This window comes from Oceanicoccus sp. KOV_DT_Chl (assembly GCF_900120175.1).
Classification (GTDB): domain Bacteria; phylum Pseudomonadota; class Gammaproteobacteria; order Pseudomonadales; family Dasaniaceae; genus Oceanicoccus.
Map to the genome: position 1 here is coordinate 1131867 of NZ_FQLF01000002.1, position 24996 is coordinate 1156862.

At 46.5% G+C, this 24996-nt stretch carries 22 protein-coding genes; 9 read left to right on the forward strand and 13 right to left on the reverse strand.

Annotated elements, in window-relative coordinates; translation table 11 throughout:
• Nucleotides 1-228: 228 nt before the first annotated feature.
• Nucleotides 229-918 (reverse strand): polysaccharide lyase family 7 protein, encoded by a 690-nt coding sequence (locus tag UNITIG_RS09020; protein ID WP_101758083.1) that lies wholly within the window; start codon nt 916-918, stop codon nt 229-231.
• Here UNITIG_RS09020 and UNITIG_RS24235 point away from each other — a divergent pair.
• Complete coding sequence (locus UNITIG_RS24235) at nt 870-1049, forward strand: SIS domain-containing protein (RefSeq protein ID WP_235015325.1); 180 nt, start codon at nt 870-872, stop codon at nt 1047-1049. The genes UNITIG_RS09020 and UNITIG_RS24235 overlap by 49 nt on opposite strands.
• Nucleotides 1009-1206, forward strand: a complete 198-nt coding sequence (locus UNITIG_RS24240; RefSeq protein ID WP_235015326.1) for a hypothetical protein — start codon at nt 1009-1011, stop codon at nt 1204-1206. The genes UNITIG_RS24235 and UNITIG_RS24240 overlap by 41 nt, the downstream gene beginning before the upstream one ends.
• Before the next feature lie 37 nt (nt 1207-1243).
• Here UNITIG_RS24240 and UNITIG_RS09030 read toward each other — a convergent pair whose 3' ends face one another.
• Genes UNITIG_RS09030 through UNITIG_RS09045 form a run of 4 tightly spaced genes read right to left on the reverse strand, consistent with a single transcriptional unit; the run spans nt 1244 to nt 5324 of the window.
• Entirely contained in the window at nt 1244-1657 is a 414-nt protein-coding gene (locus UNITIG_RS09030; RefSeq protein ID WP_200821239.1) for a group 1 truncated hemoglobin, read from the reverse strand.
• A gap of 24 nt (nt 1658-1681) precedes the next feature.
• Nucleotides 1682-2524, reverse strand: coding sequence for a DUF3034 family protein (locus UNITIG_RS09035; RefSeq protein WP_101759231.1), 843 nt, complete (start codon nt 2522-2524; stop codon nt 1682-1684).
• 5 nt (nt 2525-2529) lie between these two features.
• Nucleotides 2530-4851, reverse strand: a complete 2322-nt coding sequence (locus UNITIG_RS09040; protein ID WP_101758085.1) for an EAL domain-containing protein — start codon at nt 4849-4851, stop codon at nt 2530-2532.
• 2 nt (nt 4852-4853) lie between these two features.
• Nucleotides 4854-5324, reverse strand: a complete 471-nt coding sequence (locus UNITIG_RS09045; RefSeq protein WP_101758086.1) for a methylamine utilization protein — start codon at nt 5322-5324, stop codon at nt 4854-4856.
• Nucleotides 5325-5894: 570 nt separating this feature from the next.
• Between UNITIG_RS09045 and UNITIG_RS09050 the strand changes: the two genes are divergently transcribed.
• Nucleotides 5895-6671, forward strand: coding sequence for a peptidase (locus tag UNITIG_RS09050; RefSeq protein ID WP_101758087.1), 777 nt, complete (start codon nt 5895-5897; stop codon nt 6669-6671).
• Between the two features lie 58 nt (nt 6672-6729).
• Here the strand turns inward: UNITIG_RS09050 and UNITIG_RS09055 are convergent, their stop codons facing one another.
• From UNITIG_RS09055 to UNITIG_RS09065, 3 genes are all read right to left on the reverse strand, one after another.
• The gene (locus tag UNITIG_RS09055) at nt 6730-8679 is read right to left on the reverse strand and encodes an ABC transporter substrate-binding protein (RefSeq protein ID WP_235015327.1); all 1950 of its coding nucleotides are present in this window, start codon (nt 8677-8679) and stop codon (nt 6730-6732) included.
• A 142-nt stretch (nt 8680-8821) separates the two neighbouring features.
• On the reverse strand, nt 8822-9328 hold the full coding sequence (locus UNITIG_RS09060) for a 6-carboxytetrahydropterin synthase (protein ID WP_101758089.1): 507 nt from the start codon (nt 9326-9328) through the stop codon (nt 8822-8824).
• Between the two features lie 324 nt (nt 9329-9652).
• On the reverse strand, nt 9653-10333 hold the full coding sequence (locus tag UNITIG_RS09065; RefSeq protein WP_101758090.1) for an SDR family NAD(P)-dependent oxidoreductase: 681 nt from the start codon (nt 10331-10333) through the stop codon (nt 9653-9655).
• 881 nt (nt 10334-11214) lie between these two features.
• Between UNITIG_RS09065 and UNITIG_RS09075 the strand changes: the two genes are divergently transcribed.
• On the forward strand, nt 11215-12399 hold the full coding sequence (locus tag UNITIG_RS09075; RefSeq protein WP_101758092.1) for an acetyl-CoA C-acyltransferase: 1185 nt from the start codon (nt 11215-11217) through the stop codon (nt 12397-12399).
• Between the two features lie 66 nt (nt 12400-12465).
• A complete protein-coding gene (locus UNITIG_RS09080) occupies nt 12466-14262 on the forward strand; it encodes an acyl-CoA dehydrogenase C-terminal domain-containing protein (RefSeq protein ID WP_101758093.1) in 1797 nt (598 codons plus the stop codon).
• A gap of 60 nt (nt 14263-14322) precedes the next feature.
• Here UNITIG_RS09080 and UNITIG_RS09085 read toward each other — a convergent pair whose 3' ends face one another.
• The 5 genes from UNITIG_RS09085 to UNITIG_RS09105 form a co-directional block, all read right to left on the reverse strand.
• Nucleotides 14323-14832, reverse strand: coding sequence for a hypothetical protein (locus UNITIG_RS09085; RefSeq protein ID WP_101758094.1), 510 nt, complete (start codon nt 14830-14832; stop codon nt 14323-14325).
• Between the two features lie 244 nt (nt 14833-15076).
• Nucleotides 15077-16252, reverse strand: a complete 1176-nt coding sequence (locus UNITIG_RS09090; RefSeq protein ID WP_101758095.1) for a hydroxymethylglutaryl-CoA reductase — start codon at nt 16250-16252, stop codon at nt 15077-15079.
• A gap of 44 nt (nt 16253-16296) precedes the next feature.
• The gene (locus UNITIG_RS09095) at nt 16297-16758 is read right to left on the reverse strand and encodes a thioesterase family protein (RefSeq protein ID WP_235015328.1); all 462 of its coding nucleotides are present in this window, start codon (nt 16756-16758) and stop codon (nt 16297-16299) included.
• A gap of 3 nt (nt 16759-16761) precedes the next feature.
• Nucleotides 16762-17919, reverse strand: coding sequence for an iron-containing alcohol dehydrogenase (locus tag UNITIG_RS09100; protein ID WP_101758096.1), 1158 nt, complete (start codon nt 17917-17919; stop codon nt 16762-16764).
• Between the two features lie 222 nt (nt 17920-18141).
• Complete coding sequence (locus UNITIG_RS09105; protein ID WP_101758097.1) at nt 18142-19200, reverse strand: AraC family transcriptional regulator; 1059 nt, start codon at nt 19198-19200, stop codon at nt 18142-18144.
• 490 nt (nt 19201-19690) lie between these two features.
• Here UNITIG_RS09105 and UNITIG_RS09110 point away from each other — a divergent pair, with 490 nt between their 5' ends.
• The 4 genes from UNITIG_RS09110 to UNITIG_RS09125 all read left to right on the forward strand — a co-directional run bounded on the left by UNITIG_RS09110 (nt 19691) and on the right by UNITIG_RS09125 (nt 24988).
• Nucleotides 19691-20659, forward strand: a complete 969-nt coding sequence (locus UNITIG_RS09110; protein WP_101758098.1) for a TonB-dependent receptor — start codon at nt 19691-19693, stop codon at nt 20657-20659.
• A complete protein-coding gene (locus UNITIG_RS09115) occupies nt 20569-21975 on the forward strand; it encodes a TonB-dependent receptor (protein WP_159931128.1) in 1407 nt (468 codons plus the stop codon). Before UNITIG_RS09110 ends, UNITIG_RS09115 begins: the two co-directional genes overlap by 91 nt.
• Before the next feature lie 167 nt (nt 21976-22142).
• On the forward strand, nt 22143-23717 hold the full coding sequence (locus tag UNITIG_RS09120) for an AMP-binding protein (protein ID WP_101759233.1): 1575 nt from the start codon (nt 22143-22145) through the stop codon (nt 23715-23717).
• Nucleotides 23718-24010: 293 nt separating this feature from the next.
• Entirely contained in the window at nt 24011-24988 is a 978-nt protein-coding gene (locus UNITIG_RS09125) for an NADPH:quinone oxidoreductase family protein (protein WP_101758100.1), read from the forward strand.
• Nucleotides 24989-24996: the final 8 nt, after the last annotated feature.

Below are 24996 nucleotides of genomic sequence, written 5' to 3' on the forward strand. Positions count from 1 at the left end.
AATATCTCGTACCAAAGCATTTATAATGGCAAAGGATATTATGTGGAATGATCTAAAAAAATTTTATTATTTTTCACATCATATAGTAATTGCAAAAATCGCACCATAATACCGATATCTTTAAGCATCAACGGGTTACGCCTCCACCCACTCCGCCTGAAGATTCCCTCTGTCAATTTACCCGACATCTACCTGAGCATACACCAACCCCTTAGGAAGCAAGACAGCTTAGTCATGGCTATTCTCTGACTGATAAAAAGTCACCTGTGCATAATCACTGACATCCGCGGTATTATTAACATGGTATAACCCTGCCTTAAAATACTGATACTGACCTGGCGCATCATAACCACTGTCACTCATATCCACATACTGAATAATGGGATCACGCTTGGGCCGCAACAAACTGACTTTTAAATGGCGACCAATCACTTTAATTTCGTAACTGAATTTTTCATCCAGTGCGATACCCTCTGCAGGGCTACTGGCAGAGTTTGATCGACTGCCCACTAATTCAAAATAATCTTCTTCACCACCAATTTTTTCATGGGCAATATAAATTGCGCCCTTACTATTGGCCGGTAACTTTCGATAATACAAGCGAACCAGCTCATCATCATTGGCATGTATCTGGCCAATAATAATTCGACCTATCTGCCCACTATCACCGGTACTGGTAACACGATTAACTGCCAGGGTTGCAAATAGTCGACCATCTACCCCACCAGCGGCAGCTCTGGCAGCTGCTGGCGAGCTGCCAAATACCCAATTATTTTTACCAACACCCTGAGTACTAAAAGAGGTATTGCCTCGACGCAACATTTCTCTTAATTCAACACGCACATAGTTAGTATTAATAGATGCAGAGCATGGCTGCTGCTTCCGCCAATAAAGATACTGCGGTATTGATATTTTCATTTACAGGTCGTACGCAATCGATGATTGAAGTGGCAGAAATCACCAAACAAAACAATGCCAAGATCATTGCTATCACCAATCCGGACACACTTGGCACAGCTAGCCGACATCACCATTACCTCCGGCAATGAATTGGAGGACACGACTATTTATGTGCCTATGACCACCCGCATAATTATTTTGACGATTATTGATATTCTCGCTACCGGCCTGACACTTGAGCAAGGCCCAGCGATTGAAAAACAATTAATTAAAATTAAACACAGCTTGGACAGTACCAAAGTCTAAAACTAAATAATTCTAGCCCAACAACAAACGCTGCAAACTACAAATAAAGCATCTCTTTTCGTGTCGGCGCCAACACCGCCAGCACTTTGTTTTGCACGGGGTGCGGAATACCGGCTTTATTCATGGCGTTTATAAACAGGTCGACACTGTGATTGAAATAACTTTCCGTAATATTCATACCACCATGTACCTGCTCCATGCTGTCACCGGTATATTCACACTGACCACCGGTTAAATAACACATATGCTCAATCAGCTTTTCTCTAAACCTGTCGATATTTGAATCTTTAAAAAACTCAAACATAATAGGGTCACGTTCAATTTCAGTAATGAAGTTATCGACAATCTCTTCGATTTTTGGCATCCCGCCAACTTGCTCAAACGTACTCTGCTTAGTAGTCGCGCAACCAGTCACTATCAAAATACACATAAAAGCTATAACTTTGATCATTGCAGTATTACCTCTCATTTATGCTCACCACAACTGCCCATTGAACGAAAGGTACACACCCTCCTGCGCTTCAGCACCGGCAATAGTGCCCAAATCTGCCCACGCCAGCGTCAAACTAAAATCTTTGCTGGGAATATAGCTAACGAAAAAATCCTTCCAGTCATCCTCTTTCAAACCTAGATTATCCGGCTTTTGACGGTACTCGACCCCCACCACCCAATGACGACTGAATAAAATACCTGCCGAGCCTTCAAACATCATTTCATAATCATTATTTTCCGGGCCGCCAAAGCCGAGCAAACCCATTTCATTCGCTTTGGTTGCCCTGGCTGTAACATTCCATACCGCGTTATAACCCCCTATTGCACCTAAATGAACCTTGGTTGCAGCGATATAAAAATCCGTGCCACTACTGTGGTTTTCAGCACCTACAGCCGTAGCAATCGCCTCATCCTGTAAGCGTTTGTATTGCAGGCCAGCACTGATTTGCGGCCAATCGGAGTAAACCACATCACCGTAAATACGATACTTAACACCGATAATATTTTGCTTGATATCACCGCCCAACGTTTTTAAATCAAACCGATGTTGCGCAACACTGACTTCAATACGATCATAAAAAGACGCGCTCGCACCCAATACATTCAACCGATAATCATCCACATTAACCTGGGTCGCAACTGTCATTACCGAAATTTCGTCACGACTGTCATAACCCGCCAATGTCGCCCAGGGAACGATACCACCGCCGCCACTGCCCTCAAGCTGCGTCAAACCTGCCGTACCAATCAGTTTTCCTTCAGCGGCAAAAGCACTGGATATCAACGCCATACTCATCAGCAACAACCGAGCACAATAATTCTTCATAATTGTTAGCACCATTTAGTATTTTGGTTTTCCAAATGCCAGAGGATACAGTCCTCAACCGGAACAGGTTTCGACATATAGTAACCCTGCGCATATTCGCATCCCCATTCTGACAATAAAGCTAAAGTTTCCGGATTTTCAACACCTTCAGCCACCACTGACAAATTAAAACTATGGGCGAGCTTAATGACTGACTGCACAATATTCTGGTCACCACGATTAGTGTTCAAATTAAGCACAAAACTTTTGTCCACCTTCAATATATTGATGGGGAGGTTTTTTAAATAGGCCATTGAAGAGTAACCCGTACCAAAATCATCAATAGCGAGAGAGAAACCCTTAGCACGAAATTCATTAAGATGCTCTATCGCCCGCTGTGGATCCCTAACCAAATCCCCCTCGGTTATTTCAAAGGACAAGTAACTTTCGTCGAGCTGAAACTCTTTTAACAAAGCCATGACATAGGGCAACAGCTCGGTATTCATTACATCTCTAGCGGATAAGTTAATTGCAATACACAGTTGAATACCGGCTTGTTTAAATTTGGCAGCATCCTCAATAGCACTCCGGATTACCCACTGAGTGACGGTCTCAATAAACCCTGCTTGCTCGGCAATGGCAATAAAGTCCTCAGGCGAGACAAATCCCAATCTGGCATTATTCCAGCGAATTAATGCTTCGGCACTAGTGACCTTACCCGTAGTTAAATTTAACTTGGGCTGGTAGTACAAATTCAACTCGTGCTGCGCAGACTTCAACGTATTTTTTAACTCAGTGATGATAGACAGCCGCCGCAAATAACGCTCTTCTAACTGCTGACTGTAGTTAAGGGTTAATTGCTTGGTTGCCTGCGATTCATCCAGCACAATATTCATTCGCCTAAATAGCTCTTCGGCGCTGCCAGCGTCTGACGGACAGTACAATAAGCCCATTACCACCTTTAAATTTATTACTACTTCACCAGTATCAATGGGGAGTTCCAAAACTTTCTTCACTGCAGCGATATCTTCTAGCGATAATTCCTGGTTCGGCACCCACAGCAATTCACCACCGGTTAAACGCGCCGCCAAGCCATCAAAACTTGCGACCCGCTTCGCCAATTCTTTCAAACACAAATCACCATTGCTATAACCAAAAATATCATTGATATCACGAAAACCAAAAATATTGATACCAATCGCAAGAAAAGGTGACGCTAACAAAAATTTTTCATCCAATACCGTTTCAATATGATAGCGATTAAACACCGACGTCAAAATATCATGCTGGGCACGAAAAACAATTTCTTCCTCACGAACACGAATATTCGTTTGCATCGAATTAAATGCGGATGACAGTTGACTCACTTCTTCAGTGCTTCCCTCCAAAGTAATACGTTTACTATAGTCTCCCTGTGATATATTTTTTGCCAATTCGGCCAGTCTCACCAATGGCCGAGCCAGCTTATTAGAAAATAAAGCTGCCAGCCATACAGCCAACAGCACAGCAGCAAAGGCAATCAACCCAATAGTTAACTGTAGAGCATTAAAATCTGAAAATAACTTATCTACATCTTCCGACAAAATAATATTGGTTTGATAACCAAATTCATTAGCAAGCTGAAACTGTCGCGAAGCAAAATTCACATCACTGGAAAAGGTTGATGAAAACCAATCCAACGTAGAGTTCAATTGAGAAATAGCAACGTCCATCTGCTTATCGTTCAGTGTGCTGATCGAAAATATCGACGTATTATCCTCTAGCACCTGTATTGTTGTTTCGAGTTGAGAAATATTTTTTAGCTGAGTGATCAGAGCGTCATCAAGCTTAAACCCAACCAAGGCGATAGCTAAAGGGGCCGGCGCATCGACCGACAGCATAATGACCTGATACAACTCTTGATGCAGCAAAATTAAAGCTGAAGCGCCACCGTTTTTAAACACCGAGCGAAGCAATTCGGGATAGCTAAAGACTTCATCAACCGCAAGTAACGGCGGTGAACTAGTGATGTTTTTTCCATCAAGTGAAATTAATGCCATTAAATCCGCATTAATACGTTCTCCATGATTGAGTAAAGCACTTTCTATAGTACCAACATCGGCAGTAGCTACTGCTTGCTTAAAACCAAAATCATCGGTCAACACACCTGCCGAGTTAATCAGTAACTTCTCACGATTATTCAGCGACTGTTCTAACACATTTTGCGCAACCTCAAGGCTGCGATCCAACCGCTCCTGAGCTTGATTAATCGCAGCCATCCACACATTAATAATAATGGTCAATGCGGTCAGCAATACAACACCGGCTACCAACCGGAAGATACTTTGAGTAAGAGACTTAGCCGCCAAGTTTAATTCCCTCGCTCGCCAAACTTACTACCAAATTTACGCTCCGGCTTAGCCTTTTTTTCAGGTAGCAAGTTTAAACTAACGGTATGATTCTGCGGCACAATTGCTGGCAGGCCAACAGTAACACGCTCAACATGATTGGCAGACAATCTGGAATGCCATAGAGTCAACTCGGTTGCAGCCTCGATCGTCGCCAGACCATTGCTGTCAGTCACTGCAGTCAACTCAGTGTCAGCTACATATATATAGCCAATCATTTGATCATGGATATTACAGCCAAGCACCACGATACCAGGCTTGTCAAATGCTATGGTTTTAAATTCGCCCCCTTTGAACATACGAATTTCAAATGGTTTTGGTTGTGAAAAACTGTAGATATGATGTCGAATATTGTCACTATTCGGAAAAGTAACAGTCTGACCTTTTTGAATAACCAAAAGATGCGGAAGAAACTGCTTGCCAACCTGATCCATAATAGCGCCAGACTGCTTATCCTGCAGCGGGCCCTCCCATTAGAACTAAGCACAGCGTTTTCCACAGGGTTGCCGTCCTGATCTAACACTTTAACCGTGATGATTTCAGCTATTGCAGCATTTACACAAAATAACAGCGTAGCCAGCGCTGCTCCCACGCTATTCATTAATTTTTGTGTGTGATTAATATTGCCAACTTTAAACGCCATCTAGCTGCCTCATGAGTAAACTTTCACGATACTGAATCGCTGGTCCACCTTGCCGAGTAAACTCTACTAGAACCAGCGCATGTTTGACAGCAATCCAGTGTTAAGACCGCGCTGTTTACACAACAGATATATTTACCAAGCCAAATAACAGGCTTAAAACTATGAAAAACTTGCGAGAACAGTAAACCAGCTCAAATACAACGTCGATCGAACTCTATTTAAACCTGAGTAGGTTATCAACCCTCAGCATGCGCCCTTCCACCCCGCAAAGAATCACCCCCGCTGCAACTGATATATTCCCTACATCGAACAGTTCAGGTAGAGTGCAAGCTTCTAAACGTCTCCACTATTGAGATATAACATGACCTATTGTGTTGCCATTGCCACCAATGATGGATTGGTATTCTGTTCTGACTCGCGTACCAATGCCGGTCCAGATATGCTGTCATCCTATAGCAAAATGCACACCTTCCAACCGGCCAATGATCGTATCTTTTGCCTGCTAACCGCAGGAAACCTTGCTACTACTCAAGCTATCGTTGAAAGAATTACTCAGGATATTGAAGACGCAGCGCCTAGAAACCTGCTTACCTGCAATAAAATAAACGATGCCGCCCAATACGTTACCGAAGTTAGTCGTCGCGAACAAACTATGGCCTTTGAAGCTACCGAAGGCAGCGGCATCGATACTTCCGCTTCGATTATTTTTGGCGGCCAGATAAGTGGAGGGCGACACCGCTTATTTCTCATTTATTCGGCTGGGAATTTTATTTCCGACTCTGCGGAAACACCTTTTTTACAAATCGGGGAAAGCAAATATGGCAAGCCGATCCTCGATCGAATCCTGACCCGGTCCACTTCACTGGAAGATGCCGCGCGCTGCGCCATAGTTTCAATGGACTCTACCATTCGATCCAACGCCACGGTTGGCCCCCCAATTGAAGTGCTGGTCTATGAAACCAACAGCTTTGACAGCAGTCATCAGGTAAAAATGGAAGCTGATAACGCTTATTTGCACGAAATAAAACGCTCCTGGGATGAAACACTAAAAGCGGGGTTTCGTGATCTACCTAAATTTGAATGGGAAAAACACGCCCAGAACATAAGCAATAATAATCAACGAGAAGATACTTTTTAGGCGCGTAAATGGCGGTGATACATCACCCGAAGACGTCATCATTATCACAACGAACCTCTTAACCGATGACAACACGGTTACGCCCTTGATCTTTAGCAGCGTAAAGCGCTTTATCGGCGCGACTCAACAATGTTTCACTACTATCACCCTGCACCCACTGCGCCACCCCAAACGAACAGGTTTGACGACTAGCTCCCGGAAATTCATATTGAACAATTATTGTGCGCAACAACTCAGCTAAGGTTGCTGCTGCATTGACTTCTGTTTCTGGACAAATGAGAAGAAATTCTTCACCACCCCAGCGACCAGATAAATCCACATTACGGGTGTTTTGCCGCAATATGCTGCCGATAATTTTAAGAATCTGATCACCAATAAGATGTCCATAGGTATCATTTACTTGCTTAAAATGATCCAAATCAAAAAGCACTATTGAGAAAGTGCGTCCGTAGCGATTAGCAACATCCAGACATCCATAAATGCTCTCATCCAGGTGCCGACGATTTGCCAAACCGGTCAGAGTATCAGTGACTGACAAAACCTCAATTTTCTTCTTATCAGTTATATCGACATAAACAACAGTAAATCCTTTCAAGGTATTGTTGCTATTCCTGTTAATCACCACTTCGCAATCAACCCAGACATCCTGCCCCGATTTACTCAGATATAACATTTCCCCGGAGTAGGTTTCACCCTCGGAATCAGCATCTAATTTCGTTAATTGCTGCTGAAGGTGCATTTCGGGCGCCCACAAAAACTTATAATGCTGATTAAGCAATTCCTCCTGCGTATAACCGGTGATCTGACAAAATGCCGCAGAAACTTTTTCAAAATGTCCATCTTCATTAAAAGTTGCTGCCATTACGTAGCGATCGATTAAACCTAAATAATCATCACGATCTTGACTGGCATTCTCCAGCTCATTGGTGCGAATAGACACTTCCGCTTTTAATCGTAAATTAATAACCCACAACACCAGGGCTAAGGCCGCAAAAATGAGTAAACCAACACCAATAACTGACAGCCAATGCTTACCATCATTACTTTCGCGATAATAATCTACGTAATCGATGCCACTAATCTCACCATCCTTGGGGGCTAGACCGAGCTCCTTATAAATAGTAGCGATTCTTGATAACCGATTAACACTGAAATAACCAAGCTCTACCATCTCGGACTGAATCAAGCGCGCGGTCCGCTCAGCCTCATAGAGCAAATGTGATGGCTCTTTTTCTACCCCTAACTCATCAATCATCCATTGCACTATTTCCTGTTGATGACTGATGGCATAAGCCCAACCTTTTAAAGTGGCGCGACGAAATGCTAACACCTGCTCTTTATTTTCGAGCAAATAATCTTCCCTGACAAACAACATATCGCCATAAAAATCGATGCCGTAATTTGCTGGGGATATTATATTGATGGGGATATCGCGCAACTGAAAATAATAAGGTTGATTAGTGCTATAAGCTGAAATGGCATCAGCGGTACCATCCAGCAAGGCCTCTTCCTTGAACGTTTGTGCCAACTGGGTATGTTCGCTGTCTTTCAATCCCAGCTCATGAAACATAGCCACCAGGACAGCATCGTCTGTATTTTTCCGGTACATCACCCGCTTGCCTTTTAACTCTAGCGGACTGAGGATATTGGAGGATTCGAGAGTCAGTAACACTAAAGGAGAGTGCTGAAACAACGCGGCGACAATAACTAGCGGCTCACCTTTCAAACGCTCCAAAACCAGACTGGAATCGGCAACACCGTACTGTGCCTCTCCATTTAAAACCGTGGAAATAGGACTATGGCTCTGGTCTATTTCGCGGATTTCTACATCCAGGCCCTCTTCAGCAAAATAACCTTGTTTTTGCGCCGCATAAAAACCGGCAAATTGAAATTGATGCTTCCACTTGAGTTGTAAAACTACCTGCTCAGCCGAGTTAGCCAAACTGCTTACTGACAACAAGACCAATACCAGCATCGTCAGCCAATACACCGGAATCAGTCTTTTCAAGTACATCACTATTCGCAACATAAATGCCTTATAAACTCATAGCAAACACGGTTAATATTTTAGCAACAAGTTGTAATTATAGGCGCTCTACTCCGTTCGTCGATCATTAACCGCTTGATATCAAGCAAGACGACCAAAAGCTTTATGGTGTAGCGTCACTTTTAGACCAATCAGCTGAACCTGATTGCCCATCACCTGAACCTACTCGCACGGAAATTCTGCTAATGCCATATTGATCAATCTCAACCGCTGAAGAGTCTCTCAATACACCCAGAATATAGTCTGAATATTCTTCGACAGTAGTATTCAGAATAGGTAGCAGCAGGGTATCTGACTGCAAAAAAGTCATTACCTCATCACCAAATTTCACCACGAAATTATTATCTACCGCTGTAATATTTAAATAAGGAGATTGCGCCGGCAGCAACAAATATTCATCAAGCCCAATGCAAATGTCTTTTAATTTATTTTTAAATACATTGTAATCAAAGGTCATTCCATTGGGGCCCACTGGCGCCTGAAATGTGGCACTAAGCCGATAATTATGGCCGTGTAAACGCTCTCTATCGGTGGCCGAAAAAATAGTAAAATGCGCAGCAGCAAAGCTTAAATACTGCTTGGAAATCTCAATGGTGGTTAAACGACTCATATCAGGGTTATTGCCTTCTTAATATTTAAAACGCGTATCGAAAGTAGAGTAGCGGACATACTAACAGTGCATACCGTATAAATCTTTCCCATCTGGTACATGTATTTTGTTAACGCAGTGACTGTAGTGTTTAAAACCGCAATAAACAACGGACATGGCTACAAAGCCTGCTACCATTGGCTCAATCAAGCCCTTATTAACACTGCCGGGAGCGTAAATCCTAACAGAAAGAGTTATCACCCAATGATCTAAGCTTGGATACGCACGAAGCGACTTGTTGTATCACCCATTGCCACTATTCCAGAGACAATTTCCCCTCACTTTTTAAACGCGCCCAGTCACAGGGATAAGCGCGCCAGTAATAACTGCTGCCTGCTCGCTCAACAAAAACAGGATCACCGCCGCCAACGCTTCCGGCGTAACCCAAGTGGAAAAATCTGCATCCGGCATATCATTCCTATTTGGCTGGGTATCGATGACACTGGGCAATAACGCGTTGACAGTAATATCTCGAGACTTCAACTCCTCTGCCAGCGCTTCGGTAAATCTAGCAACACCCGATTTGGAAGCCGCGTAAGCACCCATGCCGATATCAGCTTTCACCGCACCAGCTGCGCTAATATTGACAATGCGGCCACCGCCAGCAGGAAAATACGGCAGCGCACCGCGGCTAGCATTAACCGCCGTACGCACATTCATTTGATATAACAAATCCCAGGTTTCAATGGAGCCGTCAGCAATGGTTTCCCAGCGGAAGCCGCCGGCGATATTAACCAAGGCATCAATACGACCATATTTTTCTGCTATCGCAGTCAACCCAGCTGCAGTAGCTGTGGCATCGCCCAAATCCAGCGCCGGTGAACGCTCTACCCCCGCTTCAGGTTCACCATTGACCATATCAACAGCAATAACGGTCGCGTCGACCTGCGCGGCCGCTTTAGAAACAGCGCGACCGAGTGAGCCCAGTCCACCAGTAACAACAATAATTTTATCTTTAAGTTTCACGTAAACTTTCTCCAGCCTTTATCGGGCGTCTGGTACAGTTAGCTAGCAATCACGCTCCTGATGCATATTTATCACTGTGGCCTGCCAGCTAAACCCGCTTGCTAGCAGCGCATGTAAACCTTTTTAATCTGCAGCACATTAGCAAAATCGCAGCACGCAAGCAGTAACAATTTTTCCACCAGCAATAACGCAGATCACCTGGAGCCCTATCTTCAATATACTGGCATATCAGTACAATGAATTCAGCAATACCCTGCGGATATTTATTAAAGTTAATAAAATACAACCGGCAAAGACTTCCAAATTCCACTGCCAACCATAAAAAGTCTACATAATTTCGCCCCCTTTAAAGTTATCACTACTTTATGAAAGTCTTGGTCTTTAAAGTTAATTAGTCTCCAACGCCGAAAGTGAGAAAAATTTAGTAGTCCTTTAATGTCACTCAGCTGAATTAAGAGAGGCATTATTCTATACATGGGGATATCTGCCGCAGCAGCTACCATCAACAGGTGCTGTGATTGGGTCAATTAAAGCCTGGCAAGCTAAAGGACAAGCACAATCAAAATACACGCCTGCTGTTAATTCATCTCTCTTTTACGCTTATAAGCCCGCTCGCAGCATGATCTGACCACCGCATTTAACCATTTGATACTACCAAGACAGCAACCGCTTAATTCCAAACGGCGTTTTTTGTAAGTCACTATGGCTGAAATCGTAATTGTTTGAATTTGCGAACTTCTTAGAATCCTTACAAATGAAACGACGATGAGAAGATCTTTTAAGCTACATCCCTTGTTAAAAAATTAGCTACAAAACCCATTAATCCATTCGTTGCTTGATTCAATCGATAATTACTCAGCTATACACACTCAGGAAAGAACATGAAAGAAGCCGTTATCGTCTCAACTGCCCGTACCCCTATTGGCCGCGCATTTAAAGGGGCATTAAACAATATCAAATCGCCAACGTTACAAGGCCACGCGATTCAACACGCAGTCGCTCGATCCGGCATTGACGGCGCTGAAATTGACGACGTTATAATTGGTGCGGTGCTCACCATGGGTACTTCCGGCATGAATGTCGCTCGCATGTCCGCCCTTGCGGCTGGTTTACCAAACACTGCCTCAGGCCAAACCATTGATCGCCAATGTTCCTCCGGCTTAATGGCTATCGCTACTGCCGCTAAACAAATTATGGTTGACGGTATGCAGATTGTCGTTGCCGGTGGCCACGATAATATTTCCGCTGTACAACAAACGTATTTCGAATCCTGTTCCGATACTCAGGACCCCAACGTATTACTGCATGCTGAACACGCTTACATGCCAATGCTGCTCACCGCAGAAAATGTCGCCAATAAATTTAACATCAGTCGCGAGGCACAGGATCGCTATGCGTTACTGTCACAACAACGTACCGCAGCGGCACAGGCGGCGGCAAAATTCGACGAGGAAATCGCGCCGATCACTACCACTCAAGCCATCTTCGACAAAGAGAATAAAACCGTTAGCTACCAGGAAGTCACCTTATCGCAAGACGAAGGCAACCGCCCCTCGACCACACTGGAAAGTTTACAAACACTCATGCCGGTGATTGAAGGTGGCTCAATCACTGCCGGTAACGCCAGCCAACTTTCCGACGGCGCCTCCGCTTGTGTATTAATGGACAGCAAACTGGCAGAGCAACGCGGCCTGCAACCACTGGGGATTTATCGCGGCATGATGGTCGCCGGTAACGCTCCGGAAGAAATGGGCATTGGCCCCATGTATGCCATTCCAAAGCTACTGAAACAACACGGACTGCGCATTAGCGATATCGGCCTGTGGGAATTAAACGAAGCCTTTGCCTGTCAGGCCTTGTACTGCCGCGATCAACTGGGCATTAATCCCGATATTTACAATGTCAACGGCGGCGCCATCTCCATAGGTCACCCCTACGGCATGACCGGTTCCAGACAAGTCGGCCACGCTTTAATAGAAGGCAAACGACGCGGTGCAAAATATGTGGTGATTTCCATGTGTGTCGGTGGCGGCATGGGTGCGGCTGGATTATTTGAAGTCGCCTGACATTCCACCGCTAAACACGGCCAGCATTAACGGCAAACGATTTGCAAAATACTCCCGGAGAACACCATGCCCGAATACAAAGCCCCACTGCGCGACATTCAATTTGCGTTAAATGAAGTGCTCGGTTTTGAACAGCATTATCAAAACTTACCCGGCGCAGAAGAAGCTACCCCGGAATTAGTCAACGCAATCTTTGCCGAGGCCGCCAAGTTCAGCGAACAAGTCATCAGCCCGCTCAACCGCAGCGGTGATGAACAAGGTTGCCAATGGCAGGACGGTAAGGTGAGTACACCCGACGGATTTAAATCGGCTTATGAACAATTTATCGAAGGTGGCTGGCCCGGTTTATCGCAGCAAATAGAGTATGGTGGCCAGGGCTTACCCTCATCATTGAATGCGGTGTTCTATGAAATGCTTTGCAGCGCCAATCATTCCTGGTCGATGTACCCCAGCCTCACCTGGGGTGCGATAAAAACACTGACCGCACATGCACCGGAAGAACTCAAACAGCGTTACTTGCCTAAAATGGTAGAAGGCCTTTGGTCGGGCACCATGTGCCTAACGGAATCGCACTGTGGTTCCGATCTGGGCTTGCTGCGCACAAAAGCCAGCCCCAACACCGATGGTACTTACGCCATTAGCGGCAGCAAAATATTTATCTCCGCCGGTGAACACGATCTGGTCGATAATATTGTGCATATCGTATTAGCACGACTGCCGGATGCACCAGCCGGCGTCAAAGGGATTTCGCTCTTTGTGGTGCCTAAAATATGGGTTGAAGCCGACGGCAGCACAGCGCAAAGCAATGGCGTTAGCTGCGGCTCTATCGAGCATAAAATGGGCATTAACGGCAATGCCACCTGCGTAATCAATTTTGATAATGCACAAGGGTTTTTAATCAGCCCGCCCAATAAGGGTATGAGCTGTATGTTTACCTTTATCAATGAATCGCGCTTAGGCGTAGCGCAACAAGGTCACGGCCATATTGAGTCTTCATTTCAGGGGGCATTGCGTTATGCCCGCGAGCGGTTGCAAATGCGCGCACCGATTCGCGCGCTGCCGGAACAAGCTGCCGATCCAATCATCGTGCACCCCGATGTGCGCCGTATGTTACTCACCCAAAAAGCGTTTGCTGAAGGCGGCCGCTTACTCACTTATTACTGCGCACAATTAATGGATATCGCCCACGCCAGCGCTGATGCCAAGCAACGACAACGCGCTGAAACCGAACTGGCGTTATTAACCCCCATCGCTAAAGGCTTCCTAACAGAAATGAGCATGGAGGCCGCCAGTTATGGTGTGCAAGTGCTAGGGGGCCACGGTTTTATTCGCGAGTGGGGCATGGAACAGGAGTACCGGGATACCCGCATTACCGCGATTTATGAAGGCACTAACGGCATTCAGGCACTCGATTTATTGGGCCGGAAAATTTTGGCCAGTAAAGGCAGCGTGATGGCGCCGTTTATCGAACACATTCAGGCGCTGTGCAAGCAACAACATCCAGAACAGGTTTTACCCTGGATTAAACAACTCAGTGACGCGCTGGAATTGTGGCTGGAGTTAACCCGAGAACTCGGCGTATCAGCTCAACAGGATGCAAACGCTGTCGGCGCTGCGGCCTACGATTATTTAATGATTGCAGGCTATACCACGCTGGCTTACTTCTGGGCACAAAGTGCTAGCACGGCGGCTACCGCACTCAGTCATGACAGCGACGACGCCGATTTTTATCAGGCTAAATTATCCACCGCCCGGTTTTATTTTGAGCGCCTCTTGCCACGCACTTTAAGTCTTGCTGCCGGTGTCCGCTCAGGGTCGGAAAACCTAATGACATTGCCCGCCGAATTTTTTGGCCGGGATTAACACCAGTGCCGATATATACAGCTCACTGTATATATCGGCACAACCGTTAAACAACGGTTATTAATTTTGTGGTGTTGCTAGTCTGGCCATCAGCTGACCAATCGCCAGTATGCCTCCAATAACCACAGCACCACCAACCAGTGTCACCAACATCCAGGTCAATGGCGCCGGTGTTACTCCCGCTGCGTTCGCCGCCAAACCGCTCACTAAAAAAAACATAAAAGCATAATTATTAAATACCAGCGGCAGGATTTCGCCCAGCGCGACAATCGCATAGACCACCAGACAAATAAACATCAATCGCGCCATCCAGACACCTAACAATGGCCCGGTCAGCTCGACAAACTGCTTCGTCAACACATAACAAGCCACCCCGGTCACACCGCCCACAATAAGTTGTTGTGCGCGGGATTTATCCATATGCGCCTCGAAAAAAAAGATCATCACCATAAAAGCGGGCCACGCTGGCAACTGCAAGTAATGCAGCACCAGTTCCAGTAGCACAATAAATATCAGTAAAAAAACTCCAAAAATTAATCGCTCTTTTTTTAAACCCACCGTCTTATTCATCGACATACTCCTATTATTTTTTCGAAATCTAACAAAATAGATCAGTGGCGCCACTTAATTTTACTTTTCGTTTTCTGATATTTCTTTCCTAAAACCGCGAAAAGCAATGACAGCACCCTGAGCGGCCGGAACCCCACTCCCTTTCAGGAAACTATCATCACTGCCTGCTAGACGGTGCAATGCTGATGCTTAGGTCAAAAAACCGTAATAATGGCAACAAACTCTCAAACAAGTGCCATTCGACTCAAGGACGGTTTCTACCTAACTCATCGTGACTGCTCACCCACTCTTCTGACACCACCGCCGCCCCCAGCGACACCTCACCACACAAAATGGTGGCGGCGATAATTTCCGCCAGCTTTCTGACTTTACCGGCGCCATAACAATCCATCACCTGTAAACATTCTTTTTGCGTTGCCAAGCCGGTTCCTCCACCATAAGTCGCCACAATCAGCGACGGCAACGTAACTGAATAATAATAATCCCCTGCCGGGGTGATTTCGGCATAGACCAAACTGGCGTGCGATTCAGCTACATTGGCTTCGTCCTGACCAGTGGCAATAAACACCGACGCAATACCGTTTGCTGTATGTACACCATTGTGCACCGCCCCCGCCATCAACCCACCTAATTGCGAAGTGCGCCGCGCTGCATACATTTTTTCTGGCGTGGTGCGCATTTTTTCCAACAGCAATGCACGTGGCAACGTCACCTCCGCAATCACTCGCTTACCACGGCTATGCAAGGTATTTAGTTGTGAATGTTTTTTATCGGTATCCATATTGCCGGATAAAAAATAGTGCGACATCTGTCCCTGATAATTAGCAATAATCCACTGGCACGCCGTATAGGCGGCCTTACCGCACATGTTCTGTCCAGCGGCATCGCCGGTAGTAAAATTGAAACGCAAGTACAACATGCGACTGGCGGGGTACTGTTCAATATTGCGCAGCTTGCCACTGCTGGTAGTCGTTTCTGCAGCGGCTTTAATGCCTGCAAAATTTTCTGTCACCCACAGTGCAAAATCCCGGGCACCGCGCGCATCTTCAAACGCAAACACCGGTGAGCGTTGCATCGCATCATCAACCACTGTCGTTTTGACACCACCTGCCGCTCGCGTTAATCCCATGCCCCGACTATAACTCGCCACCAGTGTTCCTTCTGTAGTGGCCATGGGCACATAAAAATCACCGCTGGCATGTTCGCCATTGACTAATAACGGCCCGGCAAATCCCAACGGCATCTGCACGACTCCGGTAAAGTTTTCAATATTGCCGGGCAATATGGCCGGATCAAATGAATACTGACTGGTGTGACTTAAATCAGCCCCGGTTTGATTTTGAATAAACTGACGACGTTCATCGGCAGCCGCATAAGTGTAATCATGGTCTGCATGGCGTGGTATTTTTATTGAACTCATATTCTCTATCCTGTCAGTGCATCGTGAACAACAAAACTATTCAATTATTGCGGCCGCAAACTCAGCAGTCCGTTTTTTAAATCTCCCGCAATCGGCACTGGCCGTTCGGTTTCACGATCGACAAAAACATGGGTAAAGGAGCCATAAGCACTTGCCTGCTGCTGCCCCTGCTTAAACAGTGCCAAACCATATTGCACAGAGCTGGTGCCGATGCGATTGACCCGCAGCCCGCCAACTAATTCATCCGGAAACGTCAATCCATTTTTATAAAAACATTCTGAATGTACGATATAACCTATAACCTTACCCTTGCGAATATCCAAACTGCATTCACGAATCAAAAACGTATTAGCGATAGTGTCAAAATAAGAATAGTAGTGGACGTTATTGATATGCCCGTAAATATCATTATCCATCCAGCGTGTAGTGAGTGGTAAAAACCAGGCATAATCATCGCGCTGATTAAAAATTAACGATTCCGTATCTGACATAGCTTCTTTACTCATTTATTAAAAGGCCGCCTGATAAAGCGCCAGTGCATCGCTGACCAATAACTCGCGCGGGTTATTAATTAATAAACGCTGTTGCAACATGGCATCCGCTGCCAGCAGCGATAAGTCCGCCGCCGGTACATTGAGTTCAGATAGCGTTGCAGGTAAACCCAGAGTGGCTATCAACTCGATAAAGTATTGCTCCAGCTGCACACAGCGCGCACTCACTGACACTGCCAGCTCGCTTAGGGGAATCACAATTTCTGCCAACTCGGCATACCAAAACTGCGCAGCCGGGGCGTTAAAACGCAATACATGGGGCAGCATCAATGAATTACTTAAACCATGGGGAATATGGTAGTGCCCCCCTAACGGATACGCCAAGGCGTGGACAGCAGCAACCGGTGCATTGGCAAACGCCTGCCCGGCCAAACAGGCACCTAACAACATCGCCTGACGCGCTTCAATATTATTGCCATCGTGGGTAGCGGTAACGATATGTGATGACAGCAACCGCAACGCTTCACGGGCAAGCATATCGGTGTAGGGATTTTTTTTATGGATACTAGTATAGGCCTCCACCGCATGCACCATCGCATCAACACCGGTCATTGCAGTTATCGACGGCGGTAAATCCACCGTCAACTCTGCATCCAACAACGCCACGTCTGGGTAGAGCTGTGACGCCACCACCCCCATTTTGGTCGTTTCGCCGGTAGTGACAATCGCGACTGCAGTCACCTCGGAACCGGTACCCGCCGTCGTGGGAATTAAAATTAACGGCAGCCGTTTGCCCTTGGCTTGCTCAACACCGTAAATGTCAGCCAGCGCTTCACCAGAGCGCGCCATCAGTGCCACTAGTTTGGCAGTATCCATCGAGCTACCGCCACCAAAACCAATAATGCCATCAACAGCCTCAGCCTTGGCGTACGCCAACGCCTGATTGACGATAGCCTCTGGTGGATCGGCAATGACTTCAGTAAACGCGTAAAACGGTAATCCAGCTGCACTCAGTTGTTGTTCGAGACGAGCAAGCAAACCCAACTGCTTAATACCTGCATCAGTCACAATCAATGGTTTAGTAATACCCTGGCTGAGACAAACTTCACCGATCCGTTGCAGCGAACCGATTTCATTGATAATGGTTTTACTGGTAGTAAAAGAAAAATTTTTCATCCTGCAACCCTGGGATATTATCCTTGCCGCATGATTGTTATTACAGGGCTACCGGACAATAGACTCATCAATAGCAACCACCGCCTTTGCAGCGATACACATTATTCTGACGTCTTCAGTCGAAACAGGACGGGGTTGGTTGAATGGAAGATTCTAAATAGCTATGAGGCAGAGACAATTACAATTCCTACCAAAGTGACTTACTAAAAACGCCTTGCCGCTTTACTCGCTGCCAGCAATCACTTTATCGGCAGCGCGATACTGGCCGGGAGTCACTCCGGTCCATTTTTTAAAAGCGCGGAAAAAAGCACTCACCTCATCAAAACCCAGACGATCAGCTATATCACGATTACCCAAATCTGCCGAGGCAAGATAATGAAAGGCGGCCTGCATCCGACACTCATCTTTTAAGCGCTGAAAGGTTGTTCCCTCCAACTGCAAGTGGCGACGCAACGTAGTAACTGACATACAAAGCTGCTCCGCCACGCGCTCAGTGCCTAGCATATTATGCCCAACATTTTGATTGAGTATCGCCATCACCCGCGACTTGGTGGTATGTCCGCTGCCCGCATTAATTACAATACCGAAAGGTGCACGGCGTAAAAAATCTTCAACACTTTCTTCAGTTTGAATAATAGTGGCATCGAGATAACTGGCGGGAAACTCGAAACCATTGACGACATAATCAAAGATCAGTTCATCCGAACTGAACTGCGCCATTTCCCATTCCTGTTCCGGTTTGGTAAAAGTGAACAAGGTGCGATCAGCCTTTAAATCACTGCCAATTAACCAACTCCAATGCTGTTGCCAGGAGGCCAGAGTGGTGTGAATAACCACGGGGCGCACATTTTTTATAATCTCATTAAACCCCTCCTGACTGAGGTTATCCAATGGCGCTAAGCTGACCCGGGCAACATCACCTACCTCTTCCAATAAAATACTGATACGAAAACCGCGGCAAATTTGCCCAAACTCCCAAGCCCTGATTAACGCCTGCCGCAAGGTTTTACATTGCACCATTAACAGCGACAATAAGCGAAATGAGCCTGGCCTAATTTTGCCGCCGCTGAGCATACCAAACCACTCATCTTGCATCACGCCAATAGCGCGCTGATATAACTTGCCATAATGCAGTGCAGAAAAATAACGCTGCTGCTCTAATGCCGCGGGATCAATACCCACATCCGCCAATAAGCGAAAAGGATCGTAACCCCGATCGCTGACTTCTTTAAGCAGTGTGGTGATATAACTGGTGGGAATGATGATTTCTTCTGTTGCCATTATTTTTTCCAGCTAGCAGGAATATTACTCTTTATCACGCGCTTATTGACCAACACAACCCAACAAAGAGGGCGAACACCTGGAGGGCTTGTTAGTCACTTTATTGCCCCCTGCACTCATTAAATATAGTTATAAAAAACACTATAGCTATTCAATTTAAAAATATACTGGTCTAAAAGCCAGCATAACGTTATCGATACCACTATTTATTCGCAACTTAATTTACCAATATCCACCTGATTGAGTGTATTTACTGCTCCACAAGCTGCTACGGCGTTTTTGGTAACTGACTATGGCGGGAATTGTTATTTTTTTCAGTAGTGGTTCTCCGCTAACCTCCATGCTTAATAAATACAGTAATACAAAGCTCAGCGCTGGTATCAGAATAAAGTCGTAGTTTGCAGTTCCTAGTCGGTTAAACCGCTGATTTCTATAGCAGTTTTAATACCATAAAAATTTGTTGCGAAAAAATAATAACCAGGAGACACAGATGAAAAACCATGTCCAACACTCAAGCACCCCACCAATCAGCCGGGGCGGGCTCAAACATCCGTTCAACAAGCTTGCGCTAGCCATTGGCATTATCGCCAGTGTCGGCGCGGCTAGCCAACTACAGGCACAAGAGGCGCGCCGAGGGAGTAGCGCGGCGCTACTGGAGGAAGTACTGGTAACTGCTCGTAAGCGTGCAGAGAATTCACAAGATGTACCATTGTCGATTTCCGCCTATGGCGCAGACCAGATTGAAACCCTAAAAGTTCGGGATTTAAGCAACCTGTCTGTAGGCATGCCCAATGTTGCTCTGGATGACGGCGCTTCAGCACGCGGCTACGCTAACTTTTCTATTCGCGGCTTAGGCATTAGCAGCTCGATCTTATCTATTGATCCCACTGTCGGTGTGTTTATTGATGGCGTCTATATGGGCGTTCCCTCAGGTATGGTATTCGATGTATTTGATCTTGAGCGTATTGAAGTGTTGCGCGGCCCACAAGGTACGCTGTTTGGCCGCAACGTTACCGGTGGCGCCGTATTGATGAATACCAAAAAGCCTAGTGAAGAGTTTGAAGCTTCCATTAAAGCGGCTGTTGATGGTGGCGGCGATGGCGATGGATTGAATAAATATCTGATGGGTACGGTTAGCGGCCCCATAACCGATACGTTCGCCGCCAAATTTACCGCTTACTATAACGACGATGACGGCTGGTTTGAAAATCAAGCCACCGGTGACGACTTCGGCGCCGTAGAGCAAACCATGTTTCGAACAGTCGGTGTGCTGAAACCCAGCAGCGAAACTGAGTTAATCCTGCGTTGGGAACACGCTGTAAACGACAGCGACGGACCCGCTGGGCAGAACCACGTCAATGGCTCAGGGTGGCAGGTGTTGTTACCAGTTTTGATCGGGACAGCCATGACTTATCCATCGATGAAGAAGGCTTCTATGATACCGAGACCGACTTCGTGACTTTTGAAATAAATCAGGATGTCGCCTTTGGTAACGGTACCATCACTAATATTTTTGGCTGGAGAACCTACGAAGCCGATAGCTTCGGCGATATTGACAGTCAGCCGGTGTGGATCTTCCACTCAAAGTCATGGACCGAAACCGAACAATACAGTAATGAATTACGCTACAGCGGTGTCTTCGCTGATAAAGCGCATGTCACTGCCGGTTTATACTATTTTAAACTCGATGTTGATTATCACGAACGTCGCCTGATAGCCGGAGGCGCTAACGTATTTGATGGCGGCGGTTATTACAATGTAGAGACAAAAGCTGTTTTTGCTGCAGTGGATTATGACCTTAGTGATACCCTGATACTTAATGCGGGCTTACGCTATACCTATGAAGAAAAAGGAGCAAAGATCGTTTCACTGAGCCAAAATATTTCTGGACCAGCAGGCCCCACCTGCAACCTTGTCAGCCCTGAGGCAGGCGAAGCAACGTGTACTCCTGATTTCGTTGACGATGATAACTGGAGCAGCGTATCTCCCAAACTAGGCCTCACATACAACCTTTCCCAGGACGCCCGCATCTATGCCCACTGGACACGTGGTTATCGCTCCGGTGGCTATAACTTACGCAATACGTCTTTTGATCCCGTTGATACACCGGGGCCATTTGATGAAGAAATTGTCGACAATTATGAAATTGGCTACAAATCTGAATACGGACGCGGTCGTTTCAATGCCACAGCATTCTATAACCAAGTTGAAGACATGCAGCGCGAGCTTAATACCGCAGGTCCCATTGGTACCATTCAGTTAATCCGTAACACTGCCGACGCAGACATCTTCGGCATTGAGCTTGATGGCGCCTTTGCCCTCAGCGACAACCTGCTATTAACCTCCTCTATAGGTTGGTTGGATGCCGAATACACCAAAGTGAAAGCGGACTTGAACGGGGTCGATGGCATCAACAGTGCCGACAAAGCGCTCGACCTGCCCCGTGCGGCTGAATTGACTTACAGCGTTGGTCTAAACCACGATTTAAACTTAGGCGACTGGGGCTATATGAGCTCCCGTATCAGCTATGCCTACCGGGATGATTCGGCGTATACCGATGATAATCTTGGCGTTATCAATGATCAGAAAATTCTCGATGCCGGCATTGATTTCCATAGCAGCGACAACCACTGGATCTTTGGTCTGTATGGTAAAAACCTGCTAAACGATGTGAAGCACGGTGGCGATACGCAACTACCTGACTCCATGGGCGGCACCTTCGCGCCACTGGCGAAAGGTCAAATCATCGGCGCCGAAGTCACCTATAACTTTTAACTGTCGCGGCAGCAGTTAATCGTTCGTAACGAACAAGCGGTGTACGCCCCAACCAACTGAAGGATCAGTTGGGTACACCGCTTTCTTTATTCAGCAACAACCATCGCAAACGTCCCGCTGAACAATTTTATGCCAGCAATAGCGAGTCGTTTTTTTGGAGTCAATTAATGAACGTCGGCCAGACTGTTATTGAAGTGTTTGAGCAAGCCTGCCAACGCTATCCGCATAACCCTGCATTTACTTGCCTCGGGCATACCCTTAATTACAGTGAAATCAATCAACTAAGCCGCCACTTCAGCGCTTATTTACAACATTGCACCGGGTTACAGCCGGGCGATCGTATCGCCGTGCAATTACCGAATTTATTACAGTACCCGGTAGTTATTTTCGGCGCGCTGCGCGCGGGCTTGATTGTGGTGAATACCAATCCTTTATACACCGCCAGAGAAATGTTGCACCAGTTTACGGACTCCGGCGCCAAAGCGTTAATTACGTTGCAGACGATGAGTGAAACAGCAATAACTATTGCCCATCAGTGCGCAATCGAAACCGTCATTGTTACCGATCCACTGGATCTGCACACTGCGCCGGATAATGAAACTAACCCCAAAGCTGTAGATACAAACGGCATCAGCGTCACCACGCTGCGCAATGTACTAACCCAAGGTAGCACCTTAACGGTAGAACCGGTCGACATCGAACCCGAGCAAATAGCCACCTTGCAATATACCGGTGGCACTACCGGTGTCGCCAAAGGGGCAATGTTAAGCCACCGCAATCTGGTTGCGAACACCCGGCAATTTACCCAGCGCGCGATTGAACATTTTCGCGAGGGCATGGAAATTTATGTCACTCCTTTACCGCTCTATCATATCTACGCATTTTCTATTCATCTGATCGGCATGTTATCTCGCGGCGGGCACAATCTGCTGATCCCCAACCCCCGCGACATTGATGCGCTGGTCGCCGCGATCAAACCCTTCCGCTTCACCGGTTTTGTTGGCATTAATACTTTATTTAAAGCACTGTGCCTGCATCAGGGGTTCAGGCAATTGGATTTTAGTGCCTTGATCAGCACCTCCGCCGGCGGCATGGCGTTAACACCGGACTGCAGTGAAAAATGGCTGGCGCTAACCGGGGTAACCATTTCTGAAGGCTATGGCATGACCGAAACCTCACCGGTGATTTCATCCAACCCGCCCGGCCAGGTCCAGGTAGGCACCGTTGGCCTGCCGATGCCAGACACTGAAATAAAAGTCATCGATGATCGCGGTAACACTTTGCCGGTCGATACAGCCGGCGAGTTATGTGTGCGTGGCCCGCAAGTGATGCAGGGCTATTGGCAACGCCCCGAAGCAACTGCGGAAGTATTATCCGCAGAGGGCTGGTTAAAAACCGGCGATATTGCGCTAATCCAGGCGGACGGTTATTTGCGCATTGTCGACCGACTGAAAGATATGATTGTGGTGTCAGGATTCAATGTATATCCGAATGAAATTGAAGCTATCGCCAGCATGCATCCTTCCGTATTGGAATGCGCAGCCATTGCCACCCCCAGTGAAAAAACCGGCGAAGCAATCAAGTTGTTAGTCGTTGCCAGCGATGAAGATTTCGACAGCCAACATTTGCGAGATTTTTTACGCACGCAATTAACCGGCTACAAAGTCCCTGCGCTCATCGAGTTGATCAAGGAGCTACCGAAAAGCAATGTAGGAAAAATTCTACGACGGGAATTACGCTGATTTCTCCCCGTGCGGTTGTGATACATCCAGGGCAACGCACGGTTTTTTATTCACCACCACAATTATTTGAAGCCTTATTTTTAGCTTATCGAAAATAATCACTTAAATATTATTGTTAATTAACCTGATGCTTTAAAAAATAGCCATTTAACCCATGAATGTATTTGTTATAGCATCTGAAGAATTCGGATATTGCGTTACTGCGCACGATCAGCGATGGTGTTACGCTGCTTTAGGTAGATGACTTTGACTGCCTGCTACCACACGTTTTTAACAACAGGAAAAATGACACTATGAAAGCCATTGTCTGCAACACCTTCGCACCGCTCGAGCAATTACAATACACTGAAGTCGCCGACCCTGTTGCCGCAGCCAAAGAGATCGTGATTGCAGTTAAGGCTGCCGGCGTTAATTATCCCGATGCTTTAATCGTGCAGGGACTCTATCAGGACAAACCACCACTGCCTTTTATTCCTGGCATTGAATGCGCTGGCGAAATTTTTGCCATTGGTGAGCAAGTCACTGGTTTCTCCATCGGCACCCGTGTCATCGGTTTTAGCTCCAACTACGGCGCCTATGCTGAAAAAGTGGCTTGCCCTGCCCACAATGTTATCCTTATTCCGGACGACTTAAGCTTTGTCGATGCAGCCAATTTAGCCTGCGCCCACGGCACCGCCCATCACGCCTTGAAGCAACGCGGCAACCTGCAAGCGGGAGAAACTTTATTGGTACTGGGCGCTGCTGGCGGCACCGGTGTTGCCGCAGTACAAATCGGCAAAGCCATGGGCGCACGGGTAATTGCAGCCTGTTCCAGCGCCGACAAACTGGCGATAGCCGAGGCCAATGGCGCAGATGTGCTGATCAACTATAGTGAACAGGATCTACGCACAACACTGAAAGAGATTACTGGCGGCAAAGGGATTGATGTCGTGTTCGACCCGGTAGGTGGAGAGGCTTTTAATGCCTGCAGCCGCAGCATGGCACGCAATGGTCGATTATTAATTATCGGTTTTGCCAGTGGTCAAATTCCACAACTGACACTTAATCTACCGTTAGTAAAAGAGTACAGTGTTAGCGGCGTTTTCTGGGGCAGTTTTACCCAGCACGAACCCGCGGTATTTGCAGACAATATGCAGGAGCTTTTTCAATGGCACCACGACAAAAAAATTCATGTTATCACCGATGGCGAGTTTGCATTATCCGCAACGGCTATCGCATTGACTCAGGTCATGCAACGTCAGGTAAAAGGTAAGCTGGTACTCATTCCCTAAACCCATTG

Bases quoted from the DNA above. Each gene is read 5' to 3' on its own strand.
- UNITIG_RS09085 (WP_101758094.1), bottom strand. From the start codon at position 14,832: ATGAATAAGACGGTGGGTTTAAAAAAAGAGCGATTAATTTTTGGAGTT.
- UNITIG_RS09050 (WP_101758087.1), top strand. From the start codon at position 5,895: ATGACCTATTGTGTTGCCATTGCCACCAATGATGGATTGGTATTCTGT.
- UNITIG_RS09075 (WP_101758092.1), top strand. From the start codon at position 11,215: ATGAAAGAAGCCGTTATCGTCTCAACTGCCCGTACCCCTATTGGCCGC.
- UNITIG_RS09045 (WP_101758086.1), bottom strand. From the start codon at position 5,324: ATGGATCAGGTTGGCAAGCAGTTTCTTCCGCATCTTTTGGTTATTCAA.
- UNITIG_RS09110 (WP_101758098.1), top strand. From the start codon at position 19,691: ATGAAAAACCATGTCCAACACTCAAGCACCCCACCAATCAGCCGGGGC.
- UNITIG_RS09120 (WP_101759233.1), top strand. From the start codon at position 22,143: ATGAACGTCGGCCAGACTGTTATTGAAGTGTTTGAGCAAGCCTGCCAA.
- UNITIG_RS09090 (WP_101758095.1), bottom strand. From the start codon at position 16,252: ATGAGTTCAATAAAAATACCACGCCATGCAGACCATGATTACACTTAT.
- UNITIG_RS09125 (WP_101758100.1), top strand. From the start codon at position 24,011: ATGAAAGCCATTGTCTGCAACACCTTCGCACCGCTCGAGCAATTACAA.
- UNITIG_RS09080 (WP_101758093.1), top strand. From the start codon at position 12,466: ATGCCCGAATACAAAGCCCCACTGCGCGACATTCAATTTGCGTTAAAT.
- UNITIG_RS09100 (WP_101758096.1), bottom strand. From the start codon at position 17,919: ATGAAAAATTTTTCTTTTACTACCAGTAAAACCATTATCAATGAAATC.
- UNITIG_RS24235 (WP_235015325.1), top strand. From the start codon at position 870: ATGGCTGCTGCTTCCGCCAATAAAGATACTGCGGTATTGATATTTTCA.
- UNITIG_RS09105 (WP_101758097.1), bottom strand. From the start codon at position 19,200: ATGGCAACAGAAGAAATCATCATTCCCACCAGTTATATCACCACACTG.
- UNITIG_RS09030 (WP_200821239.1), bottom strand. From the start codon at position 1,657: ATGATCAAAGTTATAGCTTTTATGTGTATTTTGATAGTGACTGGTTGC.
- UNITIG_RS09035 (WP_101759231.1), bottom strand. From the start codon at position 2,524: ATGAAGAATTATTGTGCTCGGTTGTTGCTGATGAGTATGGCGTTGATA.
- UNITIG_RS09020 (WP_101758083.1), bottom strand. From the start codon at position 918: ATGAAAATATCAATACCGCAGTATCTTTATTGGCGGAAGCAGCAGCCA.
- UNITIG_RS09060 (WP_101758089.1), bottom strand. From the start codon at position 9,328: ATGAGTCGTTTAACCACCATTGAGATTTCCAAGCAGTATTTAAGCTTT.
- UNITIG_RS09095 (WP_235015328.1), bottom strand. From the start codon at position 16,758: ATGAGTAAAGAAGCTATGTCAGATACGGAATCGTTAATTTTTAATCAG.